The 22,906-nt window shown below is 68.2% G+C and carries 23 protein-coding genes and 1 tRNA gene; 8 read left to right on the top strand and 16 right to left on the bottom strand.

What is annotated here, in order from left to right; genetic code table 11:
• The first annotated feature begins 47 nt into the window (after positions 1-47).
• Positions 48-848 carry an isocitrate lyase/PEP mutase family protein gene (locus P7B02_RS18965; RefSeq protein WP_277787928.1) on the top strand — a complete coding sequence of 267 codons (801 nt, stop codon included), beginning with the start codon at positions 48-50 and terminating at the stop codon, positions 846-848.
• Between the two features lie 4 nt (positions 849-852).
• Here the strand turns inward: P7B02_RS18965 and P7B02_RS18960 are convergent, their stop codons facing one another.
• The 4 genes from P7B02_RS18960 to P7B02_RS18945 form a co-directional block, all read right to left on the bottom strand.
• Positions 853-1,341 (bottom strand): low molecular weight protein-tyrosine-phosphatase, encoded by a 489-nt coding sequence (locus P7B02_RS18960; RefSeq protein ID WP_277787927.1) that lies wholly within the window; start codon positions 1,339-1,341, stop codon positions 853-855.
• Positions 1,342-1,429: 88 nt separating this feature from the next.
• Complete coding sequence (locus P7B02_RS18955; protein WP_277787971.1) at positions 1,430-2,269, bottom strand: alpha/beta fold hydrolase; 840 nt, start codon at positions 2,267-2,269, stop codon at positions 1,430-1,432.
• Positions 2,270-2,544: 275 nt separating this feature from the next.
• The gene (locus P7B02_RS18950; protein ID WP_277787926.1) at positions 2,545-4,392 is read right to left on the bottom strand and encodes an alpha/beta fold hydrolase; all 1,848 of its coding nucleotides are present in this window, start codon (positions 4,390-4,392) and stop codon (positions 2,545-2,547) included.
• A 95-nt stretch (positions 4,393-4,487) separates the two neighbouring features.
• On the bottom strand, positions 4,488-5,609 hold the full coding sequence (locus P7B02_RS18945) for an acyl-CoA dehydrogenase family protein (RefSeq protein ID WP_277787925.1): 1,122 nt from the start codon (positions 5,607-5,609) through the stop codon (positions 4,488-4,490).
• Positions 5,610-5,781: 172 nt separating this feature from the next.
• On the opposite strand from P7B02_RS18945, the gene P7B02_RS18940 reads away from it, so the two are divergent.
• Together P7B02_RS18940 and P7B02_RS18935 are read left to right on the top strand one after the other, a co-directional pair.
• Entirely contained in the window at positions 5,782-6,480 is a 699-nt protein-coding gene (locus P7B02_RS18940) for a winged helix-turn-helix transcriptional regulator (RefSeq protein WP_277787924.1), read from the top strand.
• A gap of 60 nt (positions 6,481-6,540) precedes the next feature.
• Complete coding sequence (locus P7B02_RS18935; protein WP_277787923.1) at positions 6,541-7,332, top strand: TSUP family transporter; 792 nt, start codon at positions 6,541-6,543, stop codon at positions 7,330-7,332.
• Here the strand turns inward: P7B02_RS18935 and P7B02_RS18930 are convergent.
• On the bottom strand, positions 7,329-7,505 hold the full coding sequence (locus tag P7B02_RS18930; RefSeq protein ID WP_277787922.1) for a hypothetical protein: 177 nt from the start codon (positions 7,503-7,505) through the stop codon (positions 7,329-7,331). The two genes, P7B02_RS18935 and P7B02_RS18930, sit on opposite strands and share 4 nt — an antisense overlap.
• Between P7B02_RS18930 and P7B02_RS18925 the strand changes: the two genes are divergently transcribed.
• On the top strand, positions 7,504-8,178 hold the full coding sequence (locus P7B02_RS18925; RefSeq protein WP_277787921.1) for an isochorismatase family protein: 675 nt from the start codon (positions 7,504-7,506) through the stop codon (positions 8,176-8,178). The two genes, P7B02_RS18930 and P7B02_RS18925, sit on opposite strands and share 2 nt — an antisense overlap.
• Positions 8,179-8,320: 142 nt before the next feature.
• Here the strand turns inward: P7B02_RS18925 and P7B02_RS18920 are convergent.
• Positions 8,321-8,397 (bottom strand) — tRNA-Arg (locus P7B02_RS18920).
• A 61-nt stretch (positions 8,398-8,458) separates the two neighbouring features.
• On the opposite strand from P7B02_RS18920, the gene P7B02_RS18915 reads away from it, so the two are divergent.
• Both P7B02_RS18915 and P7B02_RS18910 read left to right on the top strand, forming a co-directional pair.
• Entirely contained in the window at positions 8,459-9,775 is a 1,317-nt protein-coding gene (locus tag P7B02_RS18915; protein WP_277787920.1) for a dicarboxylate/amino acid:cation symporter, read from the top strand.
• 106 nt (positions 9,776-9,881) lie between these two features.
• Entirely contained in the window at positions 9,882-11,027 is a 1,146-nt protein-coding gene (locus P7B02_RS18910; protein WP_277787919.1) for a sensor histidine kinase, read from the top strand.
• Between the two features lie 81 nt (positions 11,028-11,108).
• Here the strand turns inward: P7B02_RS18910 and P7B02_RS18905 are convergent, their stop codons facing one another.
• The 6 genes from P7B02_RS18905 to P7B02_RS18880 all read right to left on the bottom strand — a co-directional run bounded on the left by P7B02_RS18905 (position 11,109) and on the right by P7B02_RS18880 (position 17,346).
• On the bottom strand, positions 11,109-11,612 hold the full coding sequence (locus tag P7B02_RS18905) for a CarD family transcriptional regulator (protein WP_277787918.1): 504 nt from the start codon (positions 11,610-11,612) through the stop codon (positions 11,109-11,111).
• A gap of 343 nt (positions 11,613-11,955) precedes the next feature.
• Positions 11,956-12,297 (bottom strand): ferredoxin FdxA, encoded by a 342-nt coding sequence (gene fdxA, locus P7B02_RS18900; RefSeq protein ID WP_277787917.1) that lies wholly within the window; start codon positions 12,295-12,297, stop codon positions 11,956-11,958.
• A 58-nt stretch (positions 12,298-12,355) separates the two neighbouring features.
• The gene (locus P7B02_RS18895; protein ID WP_277787916.1) at positions 12,356-12,664 is read right to left on the bottom strand and encodes an RNA-binding S4 domain-containing protein; all 309 of its coding nucleotides are present in this window, start codon (positions 12,662-12,664) and stop codon (positions 12,356-12,358) included.
• A complete protein-coding gene (locus P7B02_RS18890; RefSeq protein WP_431355834.1) occupies positions 12,661-15,612 on the bottom strand; it encodes a helicase-related protein in 2,952 nt (983 codons plus the stop codon). The genes P7B02_RS18895 and P7B02_RS18890 overlap by 4 nt, the downstream gene beginning before the upstream one ends.
• Positions 15,613-15,676: 64 nt before the next feature.
• Positions 15,677-16,399: a pseudouridine synthase gene (locus P7B02_RS18885; RefSeq protein WP_277787970.1), complete on the bottom strand. Its 723-nt coding sequence runs from the start codon at positions 16,397-16,399 to the stop codon at positions 15,677-15,679.
• Between the two features lie 14 nt (positions 16,400-16,413).
• On the bottom strand, positions 16,414-17,346 hold the full coding sequence (locus P7B02_RS18880) for a class I SAM-dependent methyltransferase (protein WP_277787915.1): 933 nt from the start codon (positions 17,344-17,346) through the stop codon (positions 16,414-16,416).
• A gap of 72 nt (positions 17,347-17,418) precedes the next feature.
• On the opposite strand from P7B02_RS18880, the gene P7B02_RS18875 reads away from it, so the two are divergent.
• Positions 17,419-17,931 (top strand): OsmC family protein, encoded by a 513-nt coding sequence (locus P7B02_RS18875; RefSeq protein ID WP_277787914.1) that lies wholly within the window; start codon positions 17,419-17,421, stop codon positions 17,929-17,931.
• 155 nt (positions 17,932-18,086) lie between these two features.
• Here P7B02_RS18875 and P7B02_RS18870 read toward each other — a convergent pair whose 3' ends face one another.
• Positions 18,087-18,554, bottom strand: coding sequence for a DUF3617 domain-containing protein (locus P7B02_RS18870; protein ID WP_277787913.1), 468 nt, complete (start codon positions 18,552-18,554; stop codon positions 18,087-18,089).
• A 178-nt stretch (positions 18,555-18,732) separates the two neighbouring features.
• On the opposite strand from P7B02_RS18870, the gene rpmB reads away from it, so the two are divergent.
• Entirely contained in the window at positions 18,733-19,029 is a 297-nt protein-coding gene (gene rpmB / locus P7B02_RS18865) for a 50S ribosomal protein L28 (RefSeq protein WP_277787912.1), read from the top strand.
• A 332-nt stretch (positions 19,030-19,361) separates the two neighbouring features.
• Here rpmB and P7B02_RS18860 read toward each other — a convergent pair whose 3' ends face one another.
• The 3 genes from P7B02_RS18860 to cobT form a co-directional block, all read right to left on the bottom strand.
• Positions 19,362-19,667 (bottom strand): hypothetical protein, encoded by a 306-nt coding sequence (locus P7B02_RS18860; RefSeq protein WP_277787911.1) that lies wholly within the window; start codon positions 19,665-19,667, stop codon positions 19,362-19,364.
• 202 nt (positions 19,668-19,869) lie between these two features.
• Positions 19,870-20,928 (bottom strand): esterase-like activity of phytase family protein, encoded by a 1,059-nt coding sequence (locus tag P7B02_RS18855; RefSeq protein ID WP_277787910.1) that lies wholly within the window; start codon positions 20,926-20,928, stop codon positions 19,870-19,872.
• The gene (cobT, locus tag P7B02_RS18850) at positions 20,925-22,850 is read right to left on the bottom strand and encodes a cobaltochelatase subunit CobT (RefSeq protein ID WP_277787909.1); all 1,926 of its coding nucleotides are present in this window, start codon (positions 22,848-22,850) and stop codon (positions 20,925-20,927) included. Before cobT ends, P7B02_RS18855 begins: the two co-directional genes overlap by 4 nt.
• Positions 22,851-22,906: the final 56 nt, after the last annotated feature.

Below are 22,906 nucleotides of genomic sequence, written 5' to 3'. Positions count from 1 at the left end.
TGAATGCGAGAAGCGCCGGTATCGAGACGTTGAGGGAAAGCCGCATCATGACCGCCGCCGCCGATTTCCGCCGCCTGCACCAGGATGGCCTGCTGATCCTGCCCAACGCCTGGGACGCCGGCAGCGCGCGCCTGATCGAAAGCCTGGGCGCCAGGGCGATCGCCACGACAAGTTGCGGCGTCGCCTGGTCCCACGGTTACAGGGACGGTGACCAGATGCCGCTCGCGCCGTTGCTGCACACGGTGAAGACCATCGCCCGGGCGGTCTCGGTGCCGTTCACCATCGACATGGAAAGCGGGTACGGAGCCACGGCGCGCGAAGTCGCCGAAGCGGTGGTGGCCGTGGCCGCGGAGGGTGCGGCCGGCATCAACATCGAGGATGGGATCATCGGGCCGGGCGAAGCCGCTCTGCGCATCGAGACGATCCGTGAGGCGCTGGTGAAGCGCGGTCTCGATCTGTTCATCAACGCCCGCACCGACGTCTATCTGCGCGGCCTGGCCCCCAAGGGCGAACAGGTCGCTCTGAGCCTCGGCCGAGCCAGCGTCTATCGCGACGCGGGGGCGGACGGCCTGTTCACGCCGGGCGTGGTGGACCTGGAGGAGATCGCCGCTCTGGCCAAGGACTCGCCTCTGCCGCTGAACGTCATGGCGCGTCCGGGGCTGCCAGGAGCGGCCGAACTCGCCAAGCTGGGCGTGCGCCGCCTGAGCGCAGGCGGGGCGATCAGCGAGGTGGTGTACACGCACGTCGCGCGCCTGGCCGGCGGCTTCCTCAAGGACGGCGTGTCCGACGCGGTCACCGCCGACGCCATGCCCTATCCGGCGATCAACGCCCTGATGCCCGAGGCGTAGCGCCTCAGTCGCCCGGTCCGCCAGTCCGCAGCATCCGTTCCACACGTCGGGCCAGCCCGCGCGCCGCGGTGGTCACGTCGGACCAGGTGACCTCGAAGCCCTCGTCGTCGCCGTAATAGGGATCGGCCACGGACTGACCCGTGCGGCCGGCGTGATCGAGCATCAAGCTGAGCTCGGCGGTGGCGTCATCGGGGCGGATGCGCATCAGGTCGGACAGGTTGTCCGCGTCCTGGGCGACGATGTGAGTGAAACGGCGGAAATCCTCCGCCTGCACCTGCCGCCCCTTGTAGCCGCTGATGTCCACGCCGTAGCGGCGCGCCACGGCTTGAGCGCGGCGGTCGGGAGCGTGACCTACGTGCCAGCCGCCGGTTCCCGCGCTGTCGACCTCCACGTTCAGGCCGATGCGCTCGGCCTCCGCGCGGAAGGCGGCCTCGGCCAGGGGAGAGCGGCAGATGTTGCCAAGGCAGACGAACAGGACGGCTGGTCGGGACATGCGCTTGATCTAGTCGACCCGCCGCGGGGGCGACAAGAAAAAGGGCGGGACCGCGGCCCCGCCCTTCTCAGTTCGAGTCTAGTCAGTCTCAGGCCTTGAAGAAGGCCAGCAGGTCGTTGTTGACGATGTCCGGGTGGGTGGTCGCCATGCCGTGCGGCAGGCCCTTGTAGGTCTTTAGCGTGCCGTTCTTCAGAAGCTTGGACGACAGGGGGGCGCTGTCGGCGTAGGGGACGATCTGGTCGTCGTCGCCGTGCATGACCAAGACCGGGACGGTGATCGCCTTCAGGTCCTCGGTGAAGTCGGTCTCCGAGAAGGCCTTGATGCAGTCGTAGTGGGCCTTGGTCCCGCCCATCATGCCCTGGCGCCACCAGTTGTCGATGACGCCCTGGCTGACCTTCGCGCCCGGCCGGTTGAAGCCGTAGAACGGGCCGGCGGGGATGTCGTAGTAGAACTGGGCTCGGTTGGCGACGAGAGCGGCGCGGAAGCCGTCGAACACCTCGATGGGCAGACCGCCCGGATTGGCCGGCGTCTTCACCATGATCGGCGGCACGGCGCCGATGATCACCGCCTTGGCCACGCGGCCGCCTGAACCGTACTTGGCCACATAGCGGGTGACTTCGCCGCCGCCGGTGGAGTGGCCCACGTGGATGGCGTTCTTCAGGTTAAGGTGGGCGGCCAGGGCCGCCACGTCGGCGGCGTAGGTGTCCATCTCGTTGCCGGTGTCGGTCTGGGTGGAGCGGCCGTGGCCCCGGCGGTCGTGGGCGATGACGCGATAGCCCTTGCCCAGGAAGAACAGCATCTGGTTGTCCCAGTCGTCGGCGCTCAGCGGCCAGCCGTGGTGGAACACGATGGGCTGGGCGTCCTTGGGACCCCAGTCCTTGTAGAAGATCTGCACGCCGTCCTTGGTGGTGACGAATCCGCTGCCCATAGCGTCTGCTCCTGAGGTCTTTGGGGTCGCTGCGGCGGCGGGGGTGGCCGCAACGGAGGATGCCGCGGCGGCGCCGACGGCGGGGAGGGCGGCGGCCATGCCGGCGCCGATGAGAAGATTGCGGCGCGAGGCGTCTGTGTTGTCGTTCATGTCTGGCTCCCGGTCATGTGGCGCGAGCCGTTCGGCTCGTTCTCGATGGGGGCACTCTGACGCTGGGGGTGGCTCGCGCCTTGGCAGGAAAAACCTGGATTTGTAAGTCTGCAAGGCGTTTGCGTTCAGGCGGCCTTGGTCTCCGTCATTTCCTTGAGGGCGCCCGCGACAAGGGCCGGATGGCTCAGAACCAGATAGCGGCCCGCATCCGGGATCATCTCGAAATCCGCCTCGGGCAGGACGCCGCGCCAGTACTGGATGACTTCGGTCGGCATATGAATGAAGTCGTGCGCGCCCTGCAGGACGCGCCAACGGCCAGACCCGTTCACGGGTCCGGAGGTCCAGCCCAGCATGGCCGTCTGTTCCGCCACGTAGCCAGCGACCCGACCCGTCGCGAAGGGGCGAAGCGTGGCCGCGTAGTCCGCGTAGTTGCGGCCGTCGGACATCACCGCCCTGTCCGGCGGACTGTTCTCGATCGCGCGGGCCAACAGGCGCCAGGACCGGGTCGGCGTCATCTGGGCGGCCAGGGTCCAGGCGAACTTCTCGATCAGGTCCGGATGGCGGAAGAAGGTCTCCTTCACCGCGCCGAATATGCCCGAGCGCCGGCCATGGCTGGTGGGCGGATCAGGGTTGACCAGAAGAACCCTGTCGATCAGCGCCGGCGCGCGCTTGGCCAGGGCGACGGCCACCTGGGCTCCGCCCCGTCCTATCAGGTCCAGGGTCGACAGCTTCAACTGCTCACAGACCAACAGCACGTCGTCGCAGGCCGCCTCGAAAGGCGCTGTGCGCCAGGCCGGATCGGAGGGGGCGTCCGTCATGCCGAAACCGGGACGGTCTATGGCCAGCGGCCGGAAACCTTCGGCCTGCAGGGCGCGAACCAGAACGCCAGGCGCGGCGCGCGTCGCCGAGCTGCTGTGAAGGATCAGAACGGGCCGGCCGCCTCGCGGGCCATAGTCGCTGAACGCCACATGCGTGCCGTCGGTGCGAAGGATCAGGCGCAGCGGCTCCATGATGTCCGGATCGACGGGAACCGCGCCTTGCAGCGCATCGGTCAGCATGGCGAGGGCCCGCGCCTCGGTCACCAGCTTGGAAAGTTCGGGCGAGGTCCGCACGCCAAGGGTGGTGAAGATCACGTCCAGCTGTTTCTTGGCCACCGCATCCGACATGCCGGCCGCCTTGGCCGCTTCGCCCCGGCTTAGGCCTTGCGACAGGGCCAGCACCAACGCCGCCTGGCGCTGCGACAGACGCCAGATGTCGGCCAGCATCGCCTCGCCGTCGCGCCCCACCGGCCAGACCCCGAAGGACAGCCGCACCAGCCGCTCGATGAAGGCGGAGAGACGCGTCGCGCCCGCGCGGCGCATGGCGTCCGCGACGACCTTGCGCGCCGTTTCGTAGGCGACGTCGGCCTCCCGCGCGGCGCCCCTGACCGAGCCGGTCCGCACCAGACCCATGGCCACCCGGCTCTGCAGGGGCGTCAGGCCGAACGCCGCGCAGGCGTCCAGCAGCGCCTCGCCGCCCGTGACCGCTCCAGCCGCGACGACGACGATGGCGGCGCGGGGCGATCGTGCGGCGCGCGCGGCCTCCTCCGGCATGGCCCACTGGCGCGCCTGCTCGATTGGCCCGTAGGCGACGGCCGAGCGAGAGGCGGCGGTTTCATCGGCGTTGGGAGCGATGATCGTGCGCTGGGTGGCCAGGACCTTGGCCACCGCCTCGGCATCGATGCGGTCGGGGGCGACCAGACGCGCGAAGGTGTCCGTGGCGAAGAGGATCGCACCCGCGCGGTCCAGGACGGCCACGCCCATGCGGTCGGCGCGGATCAGAGAACGGCCTTCAACCGCCTTGGCCAGTCCGGCGGCGAAGGCGCGTGATCCGCCTCTGACGGCCGCCGTAAGCGCCCCCGGTGTCTCCAGCCAGGGATCCAGCGGGCCAGCCTCGCGCACGGCGCGCTCGGCGCCGGGCTTCAGCCTGTCCAATAAAGTGCTCCCAACACCGGGCTCCGCCGCAATTCAACGGCATTCCGCCAAACTCTGGTCCACAAGCCAAGAGCGGTGTTGGGAAAAGTCGTGGATCAGCCGTCGATATCCAGGCCCAGCGCCAGGCGGGCGCTGTACCGCAGCTGCGGTTTCTCCTGCAGCGGGTGGAAGCGCGCGGCCTGCACGTCACGGAAGGCGCGCTCCAGCCCGAGCTCGCGGTAGAAGGCGGGACCGCCGGCGGCCTCCATGGCCTTCTCGACCGTGCGGATGCACGCCTGACCCGCCAGGGTCCGGCCGCTCATGGCGCGGTTGGTGGCGTCCGGCCCCGGCGTGCCTGTCTCTGCGTTGCGGATCATGTCGTCCACGCTCATCCGCGCCATGGCGAAGGCGTTCTCCATCTCGCCGACCACCTGCAGCAGTCCTTCATCCCCGCCCTTGCGACGCGCGAATGCGAGCGCCCGGTCCCGGGCGCCCTCCGCCACGCCGAGATAGGCCGAATAGATGATCGGGAAGGCCAGCATGGAGATGGCGTGGAACAGCGGGTGCCACTTGCCCTGCGGCCGGCGGCCGGAGATGGCCGCGTCGGGAACGAACACACTGTTCAGCTCCACATCGTGCGAGCCCGTGCCGCGCATGCCCATCACCCGCCAGGTGTCGAGAATGCGCACCCCCTCGGCCTTGAACGGCACGGCGAAGTGCAGGACGGTCGGCCCTTCGGCCGGGTCCTCATGGACCGCGCTGGTCATCAGCAGATCACCGGCCGGCGCGCCGCTGGAGAAGGCCTTGCGGGCCGTGATCCGGAAACCGCCCTCGACCTTCACGGCCTCACCGGCGCTTTTCAGCCAGTCCGAGCCGCCGCTGCTGATCAGCACCAGGTCTTCGGCGGCCACGCGTTTCAGCAGGCCGTCGGTGGGCGCGCCCTGGTTCTTCCAGCGCCACAGGGCGACGGCCACCAGGTGCGAGTGCATGGCGTAGGCGAGGGCGGTGGAGCCGCAGCCCGCGGCCAGACGGCGGACCATGCCGCACAGTTCGGCGTAGGAGGCGTCTCCGCCGCCGAACTCCGCCGGCACATGCGCCTTGAGGAAGCCTTCGCGTTTCAACAGATCGAAGCTGTCGGCCACGAAGCTGTCGTGGGCGTCGTGCCGCGCCGCCGATGCCGCGAGGCCGACCGTCGCCGCTTCGGCGCGGGTCAGCCAGTCGATCGTTCCAGATTTCATTCTCAATGCCTGCGCCATCGGGCGTCCTTTCCCATCGGGTCTCGTGGGGGCGGACAATTGTCGTTCCGTGCTGCGTTGATCCAGTTCAGGAACTGAATCTGTCGCTACAGAAACTGAACTGGAAACCGTCGTTACGCGAGTCTAGCTTGCCGCCACTTCGAGGAGAGGATGGATGGCTCAGGGGTCCTATCGTCAGTTTTGCCCGGTCGCGATGGCGGCCGAGGTCTTGTGTTCGCGGTGGACGATCGTCCTGTTGCGCGAGCTGGTGGCCGGCTCGACCCGCTTCAATGATCTGCGCCGGGGTGTGCCGCGCATGTCGCCAGCCCTGCTGTCGCAACGGCTGAAGGATCTGGAGGCGGCGGGGATCCTGACCAGGACCTCCTCGCGCTCGGACCTGTCGGTGGTGGAGTATCGCCTTACCGAAGCGGGCCGCGAGCTCGGCCCCATTGTCGAGGCGTTCGGGGTTTGGGGGCAGCGAAGGATAGACGCCGATGTCTCGCTGGAGCATCTCGATGCCCAACTCCTCATGTGGGACATGCGCCGGCAGCTGAACACCACGCCCATGCCGCGTAGACGCAGCCTGATACAGTTTCTCTATCCCGAGCGTCCGGCCAGCGAGCGTTGCTGGTGGCTTGATGTGGATCCAGACGGCGACGTCGATCTGTGCTCGGTCGATCCCGGCTTCGACGTCGATCTCTACGTCTCCACCGATCTGCGGACCATGACGGCCATCTGGATGGGGCATGACACGGTTCAGGCCGCGGTCAGATCGGACCGGCTGCACCTGACCGGCGAGCCCGCCCTGGCCTCGGCCATGCAGGCCTGGCTGGGCCTCAGCCCCTTCGCCAAGGTCGAACGGGTCGCCTGCTGATCGCTCATGGCTCCCTCGGGGCACCGGTGCTAGATCGGCCTGGGATCAAGGGGGCGAGTGATGATCGACATGGCGCCGGAGGTGATCGCGCTGCTGTGCCTGGCGGCGACGGCGGCGGGTTTCGTGGACGCCATCGCCGGGGGCGGCGGCCTGATCACCGTGCCGGCCTTGCTGGCGGCGGGCGTCAGCCCGGTGGCTGCCATCGCCACCAACAAGGTCCAGGGCAGCGTCGGCACGGCCTCGGCGACCTGGAGCTTCTGGCGGGCCGGCAAGATCAGTTTTGCGGTCCTGAAGTGGCCGTTGGTCCTGACCCTGGTGGGGGCGGCGCTCGGCGCCTACGCCATCACCCTGGTGGACGCACGCTGGCTGATGGTGCTGCTGCCCGTTCTGCTGGTGGGCATCGCGCTCTATTTCCTGTTCGGCCCCCGCGCCAGCGACGAGGACGCTCATGCCCGCCTCACGCCCTTGGCCTACGCCTTCGTGGCCTGCGGCATCGGCTTCTATGACGGTTTCTTCGGCCCGGGCACGGGCTCGTTCTTCGCCCTCAGTCTGGTGTCGTTGATGGGCATGGGCCTGACCCGGGCGACTGCGAACACCAAGGCCCTCAACCTGATGAGCAATGTGGTCTCGGTGGTGGTGCTGGCGGCCGGCGGTCACGTGCTTTGGCTGCTGGGCGGGCTGATGGCCGTCGGGCAGTTCATCGGCGGCCGCGCCGGCTCGCACGCCGCCATGCGCTTCGGCCCGCGCCTGATCCGCCCGCTGCTGGTGGTGATCTGCCTGGGCATGGTGGTGAAGCTTCTGGCCGACCCGGCCAATCCGTTGCGGATGTTGGTGGAGAGCGCGCTTCGCTAGAGGCCGCCGGGGCGTAGCCGGTCGACGGGCTGCGATACGGAGGTCCAACGCAGCCACGCGATGATGATCTCCCGCGCTTCGGAGGTCGCGGGAATCTTCAAGACCGCTGCTGGCCAGTTCAGCTGACTTTCATCGCGATCCTGCTCATCCCAGCCAATCGAGACGAAGCTCATGACCAGTTCCATCCGATCGAAGTCCAGCGTCCTGCCCTCGGGCGGCGGACAAGCGCTGATCGATCCCTCCGACGCCCTGATCCTGCTGCTGGATCACCAGTCGGGCCTGTTCCAGACGGTGAAGGACATCCCGGTCGCGGACCTGCGCCGCAACGTCGAGATGATCGCCAAGCTGGCTTCCCTGCTGAACATCCCGGTGATCACCACGGCGTCGGAACCGGGCGGCTCGAATGGTCCGCTGATGTCGGAGATCCATGAACATGCGCCGCATGCAGTCTATGTGCCGCGCAAGGGCGAGGTGAACGCCTGGGACAATGACGACTTCGTCGCCCAGGTCCGCTCGACGGACCGAAAGACGCTGATCATGGCCGGGGTCTGGACAAGCGTCTGCGTGATGTTCCCAGCCTTGGACGCCGTGGTCGCCGGCTACGATGTCTACGCGGTCATCGACGCGTCGGGCGATCCCAGCGAAATGGCGTCACGCACGAGCCTCGCCCGCTTTGTTCCAGGCGGGGTCAAGCCGACCTCCACCAACGCGCTGCTCAGCGAACTTCACCGCACCTGGGCGCGTCCCGAGGCGGCGGAGCTCGCCAAGCTCTACGGCCTTGTCGCGCCCAACTACGCCGCGGTCATGGAAAGCTTCCAGAAGGCGCAGGCCGTCGCCAGAAATTGAAGTAATGCCGCGATCTGAGCCAGGCTCCAGACTCGCTAAGCGTGCGGCCTGTCTGGATGTGCCGTTGGACTTGTGTCGCGCCAACTTGAGGCTGGCCCGCAGAAATCCAGCGGGCGCCGACATACACACAAAATAGACAGGGTGGCGACCCGGGAGGGACTCGAACCCCCGACCTTAGCTTTAGGAAAGCTCTGCTCTATCCGGCTGAGCTACCGGGCCGACGCGGGGCGTGATAGCGCATGTGCGGGGGGCTTGCGAAGCCCGCACGTCAGGAAGCGTCATGAATCTGCTGCGTCCGCTCAAGACCCTCTATGTCCAGGTGCTGATCGGCATCGCGCTGGGCGTGACCATCGGGGCGGTCTGGCCTGACGTCGGGGTGGCGCTGAAGCCCCTGGGCGACGGCTTCATCAAGCTGATCAAGATGGTCGTGGCGCCGGTGATCTTCTGCACCGTGGCGGGCGGCATCGCCCACATGAGCGACATGAAGAAGTTCGGCCGGGTGGGCGGCAAGGCGCTGATCTATTTCGAGGTGGTCTCGACCCTGGCCCTGCTGGTCGGCCTGGTGGTCGGCGAGCTGGTGCAGCCGGGGCGCGGCTTCAACATCGACCCCGCCGCCATCGACCCGTCCGTGGCCGCCGGCTACGCCGAGAAGGCCAAGCATGGCGAGGGTCTGGTCGACTACATCCTGCACCTGATCCCGGAGACCTTCTTCGGCGCCTTCGCCGAGGGGAACCTGCTGCAGGTGCTGTTGGTGGCGATCCTGACCGGATTCGCCTGCGCCCGGCTGGGCGAGTTCGGCGAGAAGGCGGCGGGCGCGCTGGAGCACGTGTCGCGGGTGTTCTTCTCGATCATCCACATCGTGGTGCGGCTGGCGCCCTTGGGCGCGTTTGGGGCCATGGGCTTCACCATCGGCAAGTACGGGCTGACGTCGCTGCTGCAGCTCGGCGCGCTGGTGGCGACCTTCTATCTGACGGCGCTGATCTTCGTGCTGGTGGTGCTGGGCCTGATCGCCAGGGTGGCCGGGTTCTCGATCCTGAAGTTCATCGCCTACATCCGCGAGGAGCTGCTGATCGTCCTGGGCACCAGTTCTTCGGAGTCGGTGCTGCCCCAGATGATGGAGAAGCTGCAGCGCCTGGGCGCGTCGCGGCCGGTGGTCGGGCTGGTGATCCCTACGGGCTACAGCTTCAACCTGGACGGCACCAACATCTACATGACCCTGGCCACCCTGTTCCTGGCCCAGGCGACCAACACCGACCTGTCTATCTGGCAGATGGGCACGATCCTGGGCGTGGCCATGCTGACCTCCAAGGGCGCCAGCGGCGTGACCGGGGCCGGGTTCATCACCCTGGCCGCGACCCTGGCCGTGGTGCCGGACATCCCCATCGCCGCCCTGGCGGTGCTGGTGGGCGTGGATCGGTTCATGAGCGAGTGCCGCGCCCTGACCAATCTGGTGGGCAATGGCGTGGCGACCCTGGTCGTGGCGCGCTGGGAGAACGAGCTGGATATGGACCGGCTGCGGCAAGAGCTGGCCACGGGGCCGAAGGGTGCGGAGACGGCGGCGGCCAAGGAGACCCCGCTGCCGGGCGATGATGCATAGGTTGTGGGTCTTGTTGCTCAAGTCGTGCGAGCGGGAGCGAGCTTAACCTTACCGCCTAAACGAGCGCTTGCATGTCTTTCGCAAATGCAGAGACATGCGCGCCGAGATGAATCAGAATGCTGATACGGCTATTGACTTGGCGGAGGCGGGCGAACCGCTTGACGGCGCCCTGCTGACCCTGATCGAGACCATCGAGGCCTTGGCCTCCGCTGGAACCGTGGCGGACATCGCCCTGGTCGTGCGCTCGGCGGCGCGGCGGATCTCCGGCGCGGACGGGGTGGCCTTCGTCCTGCGCGACGAGGAGCAGTGCTGGTATCTGGACGAGGATGCCATCGGCCCCCTTTGGAAGGGGCGGCGGTTCCCCATGGAGGCCTGCATCTCCGGCTGGGCGATGCTGAACCGCAAGACCGCTGTGATCCCGGACATCTACGCCGACGACCGCATCCCGCACGACGCCTATCGGCCGACCTTCGTCAAAAGCTTGGTCATGACGCCGGTCCGACCGGCCGATCCCCTGGCGGCCATCGGGGCCTACTGGGCGCAGGAGCGGCAGCCCACGACGGCTGAGGTCGCCAGGCTGGAGGTGATCGCCCGGGCGACGGCGGCGGCCCTGGAGAGCGCGCGGGCGCGCGCCTCGCTGCAGGAGGCGCTGGAGCGCCGCGAGCTGCTGCTGCACGAACTCGACCATCGCATGAAGAACACCCTGGCGGCGGCGCATTCCATCACCCGGCAGACCCTGCGCCACGCCGACAGCGCCGAGGCCTTCGCGGACGCGTTCGAACGGCGGCTGATGGCCCTGTCCCAGGCGCACGAGCTTCTGACCCAGGGCGGGTGGGGACGAGCGACCATGGAGCAGGTGCTCATGGCCGCCGTGACGCCCTTCAGCGGTGAGGGCGGGGACCGGATGAGCCTGTTCGGGCCGGCCATGAGCCTGAGCCCGGAGACCGCCGTGGATCTGCATATGGCCTTCCACGAACTGGCGGTGAATGCCGCCAAGTACGGGGCGCTCAGCCAGCCGGGCGGCCGGGTGTCGGTGACCTGGGACGTGGGCGAGGACGGCCGCTTCCGCCTGACCTGGCAGGAGAGCGACGGCCCGCCGGTGGAGATGCCGACCGAACGCGGCTTCGGCTCGCGCCTGATCGAAAGCGGCATGTCCGTGCGGCTGGGCGGCAAGGCCACCCTGCGCTTCGCGCCGGAGGGGCTGGTCTATAAGATCGACGCGCCACTGTCGGCGGGCTTGGCCGCCGGCTAAGCAATGGCCGCCGGCTGAACAGCAAAACGCCCGCCGCGGAGATCCGGGGCGGGCGCTTCGATAGTCTGTAGACGCGTAGGCTTAGGCGGCCTTGGCCAGGGACTTGGTCAGGATGCCGATGGCGGCTTCGCGGTCGATGCGCTCGATGGCCGCGACTTCGCGAGCCATGCGGTCCAGAGCCGATTCATAGAGCTGGCGCTCCGAATAGGACTGTTCCGGCTGGTTCTCGGCGCGGTGCAGGTCGCGGACCACCTCGGCGATCGAGATCAGGTCGCCCGAGTTGATCTTGGCTTCGTATTCCTGGGCGCGACGCGACCACATGGTGCGCTTCACGCGGGCGCGGCCCTTCAGGGTGGTCAGGGCCTGGCTGACGGTGTCGCCGGCGGCCAGCGGACGCAGGCCGGCCGTCTTGGCCTTCTTGGTCGGGACGCGAAGGGTCATCTTCTCGTGGTCGAAAGTGATCACGTAGACCTCGAGCGACATGCCGGCCACTTCCTGGGTCTCGACCGCCTGCACCGAACCGACGCCATGCGCCGGGTAGACGACATGATCGCCAACCGAGAAATCCAGACCGTTCTTGCTCATGCTCGTCCTCATTGCTCATCCCGCCGCCGGGGGGCGTCGGGCCGTCGCTGCACATGAACCATCCGACCAAAGACACAGCGTTCCCCGTCCGCGAAAAACTAGGACGCGGGGGCTGGTCGATACGGTCGGAATAGTTCTAAGACACTCTTCGCCTTCGATGGCGCGCGCCGATTTGTGCAGCGGCTGTTCTAGACAAAGACATCGGCGGCGCGCGCATGCGTGGCCGTCACGTCAGTTTTGACGATAACACAAAATTCAGATCAATGAAAGGCTTGCGGCGGCACGGTCATGCGCGCGTCACAGGCTGAGGGCAAAAGGCGGCCCTGAATGCCGCTCGCGATTGTTACGAGCCGGTGCCCGGCTTTTCGCTGAAGTACTTCTCGAACTTGCCCGTCTCGCGCTCGAACTCTTCGCGGTCGGCGGGCGGCGTGCCCTTGACCGTGATGTTCGGCCACACCTTGGCGTATTCGGAATTGATGCGCAGCCACTTGCCGTCCGGATCGTCCTCGGTGTCCGGCTTGATGGCGTCCACCGGGCACTCGGGCTCGCATACGCCGCAGTCGATGCACTCGTCGGGATTGATCACCAGGGTGTTCTCACCCTCGTAGAAGCAGTCGACGGGGCAGACCTCCACGCAGTCCATGAACTTACATTTGATGCAGGGGTCGGTGACGATGTAGGTCATCGGAACGCAGGCGGCCTTCTCAGTGTGCGCGGCCTAATCGGCCTTGAGGCGCGGGTTGTCAATGTGACGGCTTCTCTTGGTCCTGCGAGCTTTCCTCTAACATGGTGTAAAGGGCGCGCGCCTCGCTGGCCGGACCACGCCGTTCGCCCAAACCTTCCACCCGCACGCTGATCAGCCGGCCGCCGATGGCGAACAGCAGCGCGTCGCCCGGGCGCAGGGACCGCGACGGTTTGTCCAGCCGGGTCTGCACCCCGCCGCGCGTCAGGCGCACCCGCCCTTCATCCACGAACCTGGAGGCCATGGAGCGGGTCTTGAAGAACCGCGCCCGCCACAGCCACACGTCGATGCGGGCGGCGTCCTCGCTCATGCGGGTTCGGGCGCGGGAGCGACCGGGGCGGGGGGCGAGGCTTCGGACGTCGTTGTTTCAGTCGCGGGGGGCGCGGCGGTCTTCGGCTTGCGGCGTCGCGGGCGGCGCTTCTTCCTCGGAGCCTCGGACGAAGGCGCGGCCTCTTGGCCCTCCGCGATCGCGGGCGTTTCGGAGGCCTCAGAGGCCGGAGCCGTCGCGACTGGCGCCGCGCCCTTGGGCTTGCGACGGCGGCGGCGCTTGGCGGACGTCGGCGGCGTGGCGTCCGGCGCGGCCTCGGCCGAGGCGGTTTCGGGCGTCGTCGTGACCGCTGGGGTCTTCGGCTTCCGCCGCCGGCGCTTCTTCTTTGCGCCCTCCTCGACAGGCGGCGAGCCTGCCTCGGTCGCCGGGGCTTCGGCCGCCGTGACAGCGGGCTTGGCCGTCGGCTTGCGGCGCGGCTTGCGCTTGGCGGTCGCGAGGGGCTCCGGCGCGGGCGGCGGCGCTTTCAGGGCGGCCAGAGCGGCGAAGGGCGAGTCCGCCGGAACGGCGGCTTCCGGCACAGGCTCCGACCTGTCCGCGCTGCGGCGGCGCCACACGGTCGGCTGGCCGGGCTTGCCCTTGGCGACAGGGGTGAAGTTCAACGCCCGCAGGATCACGTCCAGCTCGCGCGGGCTCCAGCCCAGGGCCTTTTGCTTCTCTTCCGACAGCACCATGCCGCGTCCGGGCTTGAAGCTTTCGCGCATGGCCTCGTCCAGCGCTTCCAACTGCTCCACCGGCGCGGCGTAGCGGGCGACGATCTGCAGGCCGCGCGCGGCCAGGGCGCGCGGAGGGGGCGTCGGGTCGGGCAGGATGGCCAGCTCGCCCGGCTGGGCCGCCCAGTCGGAGAACGGCGCCGTGGCGCGGGCGAAGGCCAGAGCCTCGGGCTTCAGCAGCTTGGGCAGGTACAGGCTGAAGGCGGCGATCTTCACGCCGAGGTTCTTGAGTTCACGCCGCTCCTCGACGCTGAGGGAGCGGATCTCGCTGTCCACCTCGCGCCGGTCCAGCACGCCGCCCGCCTCGATCAGGCGGTGAGCGATCCCGCGCGCCAGACCCTTGAGCCGGCCGTCGGCCATGGCGGCTTCCAGCTTCAGCAGGGGAGCCAGGCGACGGCCCCGCTCGGCGACGAGGAACGCTTCCATGCGGCGCAGGGCCTTCTCGCGCGCGGCGGCGGGGCCGAGTTCGCCCAGCAGGCGCACACGGCCGTTGACGATGGCGCCGGCGGCCTCGCCGCTCCACAGGATGGTCCCGGTCGGGCTGACCGAGAACGCATCGTCGCCGTCGGAGGCCAGGACGCCGAGGCGGCGGGCCACTTCCGGCGCGACGGCCTTTTGGGCCGCGCCGCGCAGGGCCTTTTCCTCGAGGGCGGTGGAGCCCTTGGCTGGTTCGAATGTCACGCCCGTCAGCTTCCCTACAAAGTGACCCTGCACATTGACCGTGCCGTCGGGTTCGACCCCGGCCAGCATTTCTTCCTTCTCGCCCAGCTGCCGCATCAGCACGCTGGTGCGGCGGTCGATGAAGCGGGCCATCAGCTTCTCGTGCAGGGTGTCGCTGACCCGGTCCTCAAGGGCGCGGGTCATCTCCTGCCAGTGCTTGGGCTCATGCAGCCAGTCAGGGCGATTGGCGATGTAGGCCAGGGTGCGGATGCTGGCCAGACGCGTGGCGAGGGTGTCGATCTCGCCCTCCAGCCGGTCCAGCGCCTTGTACTGCCCCGCCATCCAGTCCTTGGGGATGCGCCGGCCGCCCGTGGTCAGGTCGTCGAACAGGCCTTTGACCAGCTGGCGATGGTCGTCGTCGGTGGTCTTGCGGAAGTCCGGCGTCTGGCAGGTCTCCCACAGCCGTAGCAAGACCGAGCGGTCCTTGCAGCGTTTGACGACCTCCTCGTCCTCGGCCAGCCGGCGCAACATGCGCTCGTCCAGCCCCGGCTCGGTCAGGGTCAGGCCCTCGCGCTTGGGTCCTTCCGAGAGGGAGCGCAGCAGGTCGGGCAGGGAGTCGAAGTCCAGCGCCGGATTGCGCCATTCGGCCCCGCTGATGGGGTCGAAGCGGTGATGCTCCACCGCCTCGATGATGTCCTCGTCGAACTCGGCGCAGTCGCCCGTGACGCCGAACGTCCCGTCGGTGCGGAAGCGGCCGGCGCGGCCGGCGATCTGGGCCACCTCCTGCGGATGCAGATAGCGGGTCCGCTTGCCGTCGAACTTGCGCTGGCCGGCGAAGGCCACGTGGTCGACGTCCATGTTCAGGCCCATGCCGATGGCGTCGGTGGCCACCAGGAAGTCGACCTCGCCGGACTGGTACAGGGCGACCTGGGCGTTGCGGGTGCGGGGGCTCAATGAGCCCATGACCACGGCCGCCCCGCCGCGCTGGCGGCGGATCAGCTCGGCGATGGCGTAGACCTGGTCGGCGCTGAACGCGACGATGGCCGATCGCCGGGGCAGACGGGTCAGCTTCTTCGATCCCGCATAGGTCAGGGTCGACAGCCGCTCGCGGGTGACGATCTCGGCGTCCGGCAGCAGGCGGCGGATGAGCGGGGCCATGGTCCCGGCGCCCATCAGCATGGTCTCGAATTTGCCCCGCGCATGCAGCAGGCGATGGGTGAAGATGTGCCCCCGCTCGGGATCGGCGCACAGCTGGATCTCGTCCACCGCCATGAACTCGACCTCGCGGCCCAGCGGCATCGCCTCCACCGTGCAGATGAAATAGGCGGCCCGGGCGGGGACGATCTTCTCCTCGCCGGTGATCAAGGCGACGCTGGCCTTGCCGCGCAGCTTGACCACGCGGTCATAGATCTCCCGCGCCAGCAGCCGCAGCGGCAGGCCGATCATGCCGCTGGCATGGCCGATCATGCGTTCGACAGCCAGGTGGGTCTTGCCGGTGTTGGTGGGGCCGAGCACGGCCACGAGGCGCGCCGGCGCCTGTCCGGAGGGACGGTCGCTCATGGGCGGAAAGTGGGGCGGCGTGCAGGGCGAAGCAAGCGAAGCCTTTGTGTCAGTCCAGATTGACTCAGGCGGCGAAGATCGCGGCCTCGTCATCGGGCGTCAGCACGCGCCACTGGCCGGGCTCCAGGTCCTGCGGCAGAGTCAGCGCGCCGATCTGGTCGCGGTGCAGGGCGGTCACGTGGTTGCCCACGGCGGCGAACATGCGGCGCACCTGATGATAGCGGCCCTCGTGGATGGTCAGCAGCGCCTCGGTGGGCGACAGGGCCTCCAGTTCGGCCGGGAGCAGGGGCTTCTCCTCGCTCTCCAGCATCAGGGTCCCGGCGGCGAAGGTCGCCCCCTCGTCGCCGCTCAGCGGCCGGTCGAGGGTGACGCGGTAACGCTTGGGCACATGGTGCTTGGGCGAGATGATCCGGTGCAGCAGCGGCCCGTCATCGGTCAGCAGGATCAGGCCCGAGGTGTCCTTGTCCAGCCGGCCCACGGTGGAGATGGCCGGGTCGCGCAGGGCCCAGCGGCGAGGCAGCAGGTCATAGATCCGCGTCCCGTCCTCCTTGTGCGAGCACACCACGCCCAGCGGCTTGTGCATCATCAGGGCCAGGGGGGCGGGCGGGTCCACGGGCTTGCCGCGGATGGTCATGCGCGCGGGCAGGTCGGCGGTGACGGCGACACGCTGGCCCGCGTCCTTCAGGGCCTTGCCGTCCAGCACCACCTGACCGGCGGCGACCATGGCCTGCACCTCGCGGCGCGAGCCGTAGGCCATGTTGGACAGCAGCCGGTCCAGCCGCGCCATCAGCGCCTTCTGGGTCACTTGCGGGCCTCATAAATCTTGAAGCCGGCTTCTTCGGCGCGCAGCTCGACCTTGGCGAAGCGCTCGTTCAGCGCGGCCTCGTAGGGCAGGTGCCGATTGGCGGTCAGCCACAGGTGGCCGCCCTTCTTCAGCATGTCCGCCGCGCGCTGGACGAAGGCCTGGCCCAGGCGCTTGTCCTCGTGTCCGCCGTCATGGAACGGCGGGTTCATGACCACGAAGTCCAGGTCGGCCAGATTGAGGTCCGGATCACGGATGTCAGCCTGAATGATCTCGGCGCGGGCATCCTCGATGTTGCGGCGGGCCGCATCGGTGGCGCGGCGGTCGATGTCGAGCAAGGTGAGCTTGGTCACCTTCGGCTCGGCCAGCACCGCCTTGGCCAGCAGGCCGACGCCGCAGCCGGCGTCAAGGCCCGCGCCCGACAGCTTGGGCAGATGCTTCAGCAAAAGGACGCTGCCCGGGTCCGGACGATCCCAGCTGAACACTCCCGGCTGCGACCACATGGACAGGCGCGGGGCCATCTGCGGCGCGCCGGCGGCGATCGCTTCCTCCACGCCGGTCAAAGCGGCCGGGCGGTCCGTGATGCAGATGCGGTGGTGGCGGCGGGCGTCCTCCGCCACCGTGCAGCCGAAGGCCTCCAGTTCCTTGCGAAGGCGCGAGCCGCCCTTGTCCTTGGGCGCCAGGGCGGTCAGGCGGCCGCCGGGCTTCAGGGCGCGCAGAGCCTGGGCCAGGGCGTAGCGGCGCTCCAGCACGCCTGGCGGCGCGACCACCACCATGGCGTCCAGGCCGCCGTCCGGCTGGAACTCGATCGCCTGCGAATCCAGCACGAGGGGGGAAAACTGCGCCCCGCGCGGCGGGTCGATCACCCCATGCTGCGGCACGCCGTAGACGCCGAGCGCGGCGTCGCCATTCTTCAAGTCCGAGATCGTCATGCGGCGCATATAGCCTTGGACGCCGGCCGGCTCCATCTAAGCTGTGTCAGTCGCTAAACAGGGAGGACCGCCATGGCCCGTGCGAAAGCCAGTATTTCGGACCAAGCCTACGTCACCGCCATCACCACGGGGCGGCATGCCCTGGTCAGCGACGAGCCGCCGACCCTGGGCGGTCAGGACATGGGCCCGGCGCCCTATGACCTCCTGCTGGCGAGCCTGGGCTCCTGCACGGCGATCACCCTGAAGATGTACGCCGATCGCAAGGGCTGGCCCCTGGCGGCGGTCCACGTGGACCTCCACTACGCCAAGGAAGACGACCGTAGCAAGATCACCCGCACCCTGCGGATCGAGGGCGATCTGAACGACGAACAGCGCGCGCGCCTGGCCGACATCGCCGAGCGCACGCCGGTGACCCTGACCCTGCGCAATGGCGCCGACATCGCCACCACCCTGGCGGCTGAGGTCCCGGCCAGCACGCCGCCGGTGTCCTACACCGAGGACGAGCTGGACGAAGCGCTCGAGGAAAGCTTCCCCGCCAGCGACGCGGCCAATCTGGCGCAGCCGAGGCATTCGGGGGCGGATTGAAGGGAGGGCGTTAACGCCAAGCCTGCCGAAGCTGAACAGCAGCGAAACGAATCATGACCGAATCAGCGACGCCCGCCGATTCGGGATTTGTTCCCTACGAGATATTGTAGCTTAGCCGCCGTTAACCACAAATGGTTTCCAGCGCAGCTTGCCGCCTATTCAGTAGCGGTAGGGCAGGTGGCGGCCACGCGCTTTGCCTCCATCACGCCCGCCAGCGGCAGGCCGTGGATGGTGGTGACGTTGACATCGATCTTGAAGCTCTCGGGCCCGTAGACGCCCTTACCCTTTACGGGGGCGGGGCGGTTCTTCTTGTCGTACCAGACACCCTTCAGATCGATCCGGCCGTCACCCACGACCTTGCGTTCATAGACGCACTTGAACCGGCGCGTGCAGATGCCGTCCGAGAACTGCGCCACGTCCTTGGCGGTCAGGCACTTCATCTCCTTGCCCACGGGCAGGATGCCGCCGATCTTGTAGCTGTACTGCCAGTGGCCGGGGAGAATCGTCTCCGGGGCCTTCTCCTGGGCGAACACGGCCGGGGCCACTGTGGCGACGCCGAGCACGGCCAGGACGGCTGCGGTCACGGCGACGGCGATGGGACGGATGGCGTCTTTGGGCTTCATCATGCTCTCTTACATATAGGAGCCGCGATGAACCGCGCTTGAAAGGTGCGATCATCCCCTGTCCGGCTTGACTCTCAACGCCGCCGTCGCCTATATCGCCCCCTCTCGCGCCGAGAGAGTCCTTGGCGTGTCCGATATTCTTTTGCGAAGTCCGCTTCGCCCAGCAAGGTTGTCCGTCATGTCGCGTCGTTGCGAACTCACCGGTAAGGGCCCGATCGTCGGTCACAACGTGAGCCACTCCAACATCAAGACCAAGCGCCGCTTCCTGCCGGCTCTGTCGCCCGTCACCCTGCAGTCCGACTCGCTGGGTCAGAGCTTCAAGCTGCGCATTAGCAACGCCGCCCTGCGCACCCTGGACTACAAGGGCGGCCTGGACGTGTTCCTGCTGGGCTCGAAGGACGAACTGCTCTCGCCGCGCGCGCTGAAGATCAAGCGCCAGGTGAAGGCCAAGGTCGCGACGCAAGCCGCCGCCTAAGCGACTTACTCGCTTAAACGATACGAAAGGCCCGCGGAGCGATCCGCGGGCCTTTTCGCATGTCTGGACGTCTGGTCGGAGGCATCGCTGATGGGCCACGGCTGGACGGGCTCTTGCAAACCCGTTTGGGGGCCGTGGCCCCTGGGATGAACGCCCCAGAGCCGTGGTGAGACGGCCGGCGCTTCTATGCCTTGAAGGTTGCAATCCGCCCACGCTCAATCGACCGGCGTGCGCCCAATTCTATGGATAGCGCCGATAGCTTTGCTTGAAGGGCAAAAGAAAAGGCCCGCGAGAGGGCTCGCGGGCCTTTGTCGTTCGACCTGCGGGTGCGCTTAGCGCTGCAGGGCGTAGTAGTTCACGGAAGCGGTCTTGGTGTAGGCGGCCAGTTCCGGGTTGTTCACCTTGGAGACGGCGTCCTTGACGCTGGCGCGAACGCAGGCCGGGTACAGGTAAACGGCCAGGGATTCGCTGCGGACGTCCTGCCAGCAGACCGTGCTGGCGGCTTTCAGGATCTCGGCGTGGGCTTCCTTGGCGGACTTGCCGGCCAGGGAGACGCGGAGTTCGGCGGCGCCGGCGTTGCCAGCGGCGAAGGCGGCCCCAAGAGACACAACGAGGGCCAGAGTGTTGAGCTTACGCATTTTGAAGACTCCAAGAGGAGGTTGATGACAACCGCCTCCCGGCACGTTTTCCCCAAAGCCGACGATGTAGTTTGTTATTCCGTCGATGAGGTTTTTGTACGTCGAAGCCCAAAAACCTTCAAGGCAAATGTTGCAATGCCGAACGCGTTTGTGGCGATGCAGCATGCTTAAGCAGCGTTATGTGTCTTCGCTGCATTCTTAATCATCTGCGCACCGGCGCCCGCTTGCGGGGCGGCGGCGGAGGGGCCGCCGGTTGCGGCGGCGGGGGAATCCAGTCGAACGCCAGCAGCAAGGTCCGCTGCCGGGCCGAGAAGTTGTCGTCCGACATCAGGTAGAGCCGCACGCCGCCCGCCCGGTTGCTGCTGACGGCCAGTCCCTCGAAATTGTCCCGGGTCAGCGGCGCCTGCAGCGTGAAGCGGTCGGACACCAGCGGGAAGCGCCGCTTGGTGGTCGGATCGTTGATGAGGCTGACCTGGATGCGGTTGCCCTGGATCGGGTCATAGGCGCGATGCATCAGCGCCACCGCCGGGCCGTTGAAGGCGCTGACGGCCACCAGGCCGTAGGCGATGTCAGGTCCCATCTGCGGCGGGGCCGACTGGCAGCCGCCCGACAGCTTGCAGACCCAGACCTCGCCTTCCTCGCCGCCGACGATATAGGCGTCCGCGCCCGCGGCCGGGTAATAGGCCAGGGCCTCCATCCCCTCGTTCTCGGGGAAGATGGTCTGGGGCGAGGGGGCGACGACCGGCGCGCCGCCGGCGGCCGGATAGCGCCAGATGCGGTGGTTGCGCTCGAAGCTGACCAGACGGTCGCCGTTGGGCAGGATGGTCATCCCCTCGGCGTCGGCCCACTCCTTGCCGGACAGGGGCTTGCCGTCCAGGCCGAGCAGCGGCTCGATCTTGGCCTCCTTCAGGCCCACCAGGCGGTCGTTCTCGTCCAGCACCAGCCGGGCCTCGAAGAGGTCTCCGTCGTCGCTGGCCGACATGATCCGCTGGTCGCCCAGAACCGTCAGGGTCGACAGGCCATGCAGGCGGGTCGAGTCGCTGCTGGTGATGGCGATGCCGCCGGCATAGGTGAAGTTGCCGATCTTGGTCTGGGTCGGGTCGTTGGGATTGAGCGGCACGGCGACGCTCTGGACCGTGATCTGGGGCCCGGCCGGGACCGGAGCGACGGGCAGAACCGGCGGCGTCTCGGGGGGCACGCAGCCCGCCAGCATGAGTCCACACGCAGCGGTGGCGACAGCCAGGCGGACTAGACGGTTCATGCAGGCGCTCCAACGCGACGCGACTTGGGAGCCGTGCCCTGAACAACGGGCGGCGGCGGCAACAGGCCCTTGGCGCGGCCGGCGGCCTTGGGCTCTTCCTCGAACAGGGCGGCGAGCTGTTCGACCAGCACGCCCCCCAACTGCTCCACATCGACGATTGTCACGGCGCGGCGGTAGTAGCGCGTCACATCGTGCCCGATGCCGATGGCCAGCAGCTCGACCGGGCTCTTGCCCTCGATCTCGCCGATAACCTGGCGCAGGTGGCGCTCCAGGTAATGGCCGGAGTTCACCGACAGGGTCGAATCGTCAACCGGCGCCCCGTCGGAGATGACCATCAGGATGCGGCGCTGCTCTGGCCGCCCGACCAGGCGCTGATGCGCCCACATCAGGGCCTCGCCGTCGATGTTCTCCTTCAGCAGCCCCTCGCGCATCATCAGGCCGAGGTTGCGGCGGGCGCGGCGCCACGGGGCGTCGGCGGCCTTGTAGACGATGTGGCGCAGGTCGTTCAGGCGGCCGGGCGCGGGCGGCTTGCCGGCCTTGATCCATTCGTCGCGGCAGGCTCCGCCCTTCCAGGCCTTGGTGGTGAAGCCGAGGATCTCGGTCTTCACCCCGCAACGCTCCAGCGTGCGGGCCAGGATGTCGGCGCAGACGGCGGCCACCATGATCGGGCGTCCCCGCATGGAGCCGGAATTGTCGATCAGGATGGTGACGACCGTGTCCCGGAACTCCACGTCCTCCTCCTGCTTGAAGGAGAGCGGGGCGGTGGGGTCGATGATCACGCGGGTCAGGCGCGCGACGTCGAGCATCCCTTCCTCGAGATCGAAGGTCCAGGCGCGGTTCTGCTGCGCCATCAGGCGGCGCTGCAGCTTGTTGGCCAGGCGCGACACGACGGAGGACAGGCTGGACAGCTGCTGGTCCAGATAGCCGCGCAGGCGGTTCAGCTCCTCGCCGTCGCACAGGTCCTCGGCGCCCACCACCTCGTCGTGGGCTGCGGTGAAGATCTTGTAGGGCGGCTCGGCCCGGCCATCGTCGCGGATGTCGGGGCGGGCCGGCTTGGCGCCGTCGCCCATCTCCGGCGCCTCGTCGGTGGCTTCGGCGTCGCCGTCGTCCTCGACCTGCACGGACTGCTCGTCGCCGGCCTCGGCGTCCTGGTCGGAGGCGTCGGTCTCCTGCTGGGCGGAGCCTTCCGGCTGCTGGCCCTCGCCGTCATCGTCGTTCTCGTCCTCGCCCTCGGTGGGGCCTTCGTTCTCGTCGCCCTCGTCGTCGTCCGAGGATTCGGTGGCGTCGGCCTCGCTCTCGTCCAGACCCAGGTCGCGCAAAATCTCGCGGGTGATCTTGGCGAAGGCGGCCTGGTCGTCGATGGAGCCGGTCAGGCGGTCCAGCGCCGGCCCGGCCTTGCCCTCCACCTCGGCGCGGAACAGGTCGACCAGGGTCTTGCTGCCGTCCGGCGGCGCATCGCCGGTCAGGCGTTCGCGCACGATCAGGCCCAGGATGTCGGCCATGGGCGCGACGGTGCGGTCCATCCGCGTCAGGCCCTGGCGTTCGATCCTGTCTTCCAGGGCGGCGGTCAGGTTGGCGCGGACACCGCCGAGCGCATTGGCGCCGATGGCCTCGATCCGCGCCTGCTCCACCGACTCGAAGGCGGCCATGGCGTCGGGCGAGATCGGACGGTTGCGCATGTGCGCCGCCGCGTCGTGGTGCGCCAGCCGCAGGGCCATCTGGTCGGCCAGGCCGCGGATGCGCGCGGCCTCCTTCGGCGACATGTCGCGGGACGGATGGGGCAGGACCGCGCGGTTGCCGGAAAGCTGCGGGCCGTCGCCCGAGAAGACCACTTCCAGATCAGGCGTTTCGGCGAGCGAACGGGCGGCGTGCGCCAGGGCGCGCTTGAACGGTTCGACGGGGCTTTCGGGCTTTCCGGCCATGGGGATGGTCATACTCCGTCAGGACGCCGGAACAAATAAGGCGAAGCCTCCGTTTT

Source organism: Caulobacter segnis (assembly GCF_029543125.1).
Taxonomy (GTDB): Bacteria; Pseudomonadota; Alphaproteobacteria; order Caulobacterales; family Caulobacteraceae; genus Caulobacter; species Caulobacter segnis_D.
This window is presented reverse-complemented; position numbering and strand designations above follow the sequence as displayed.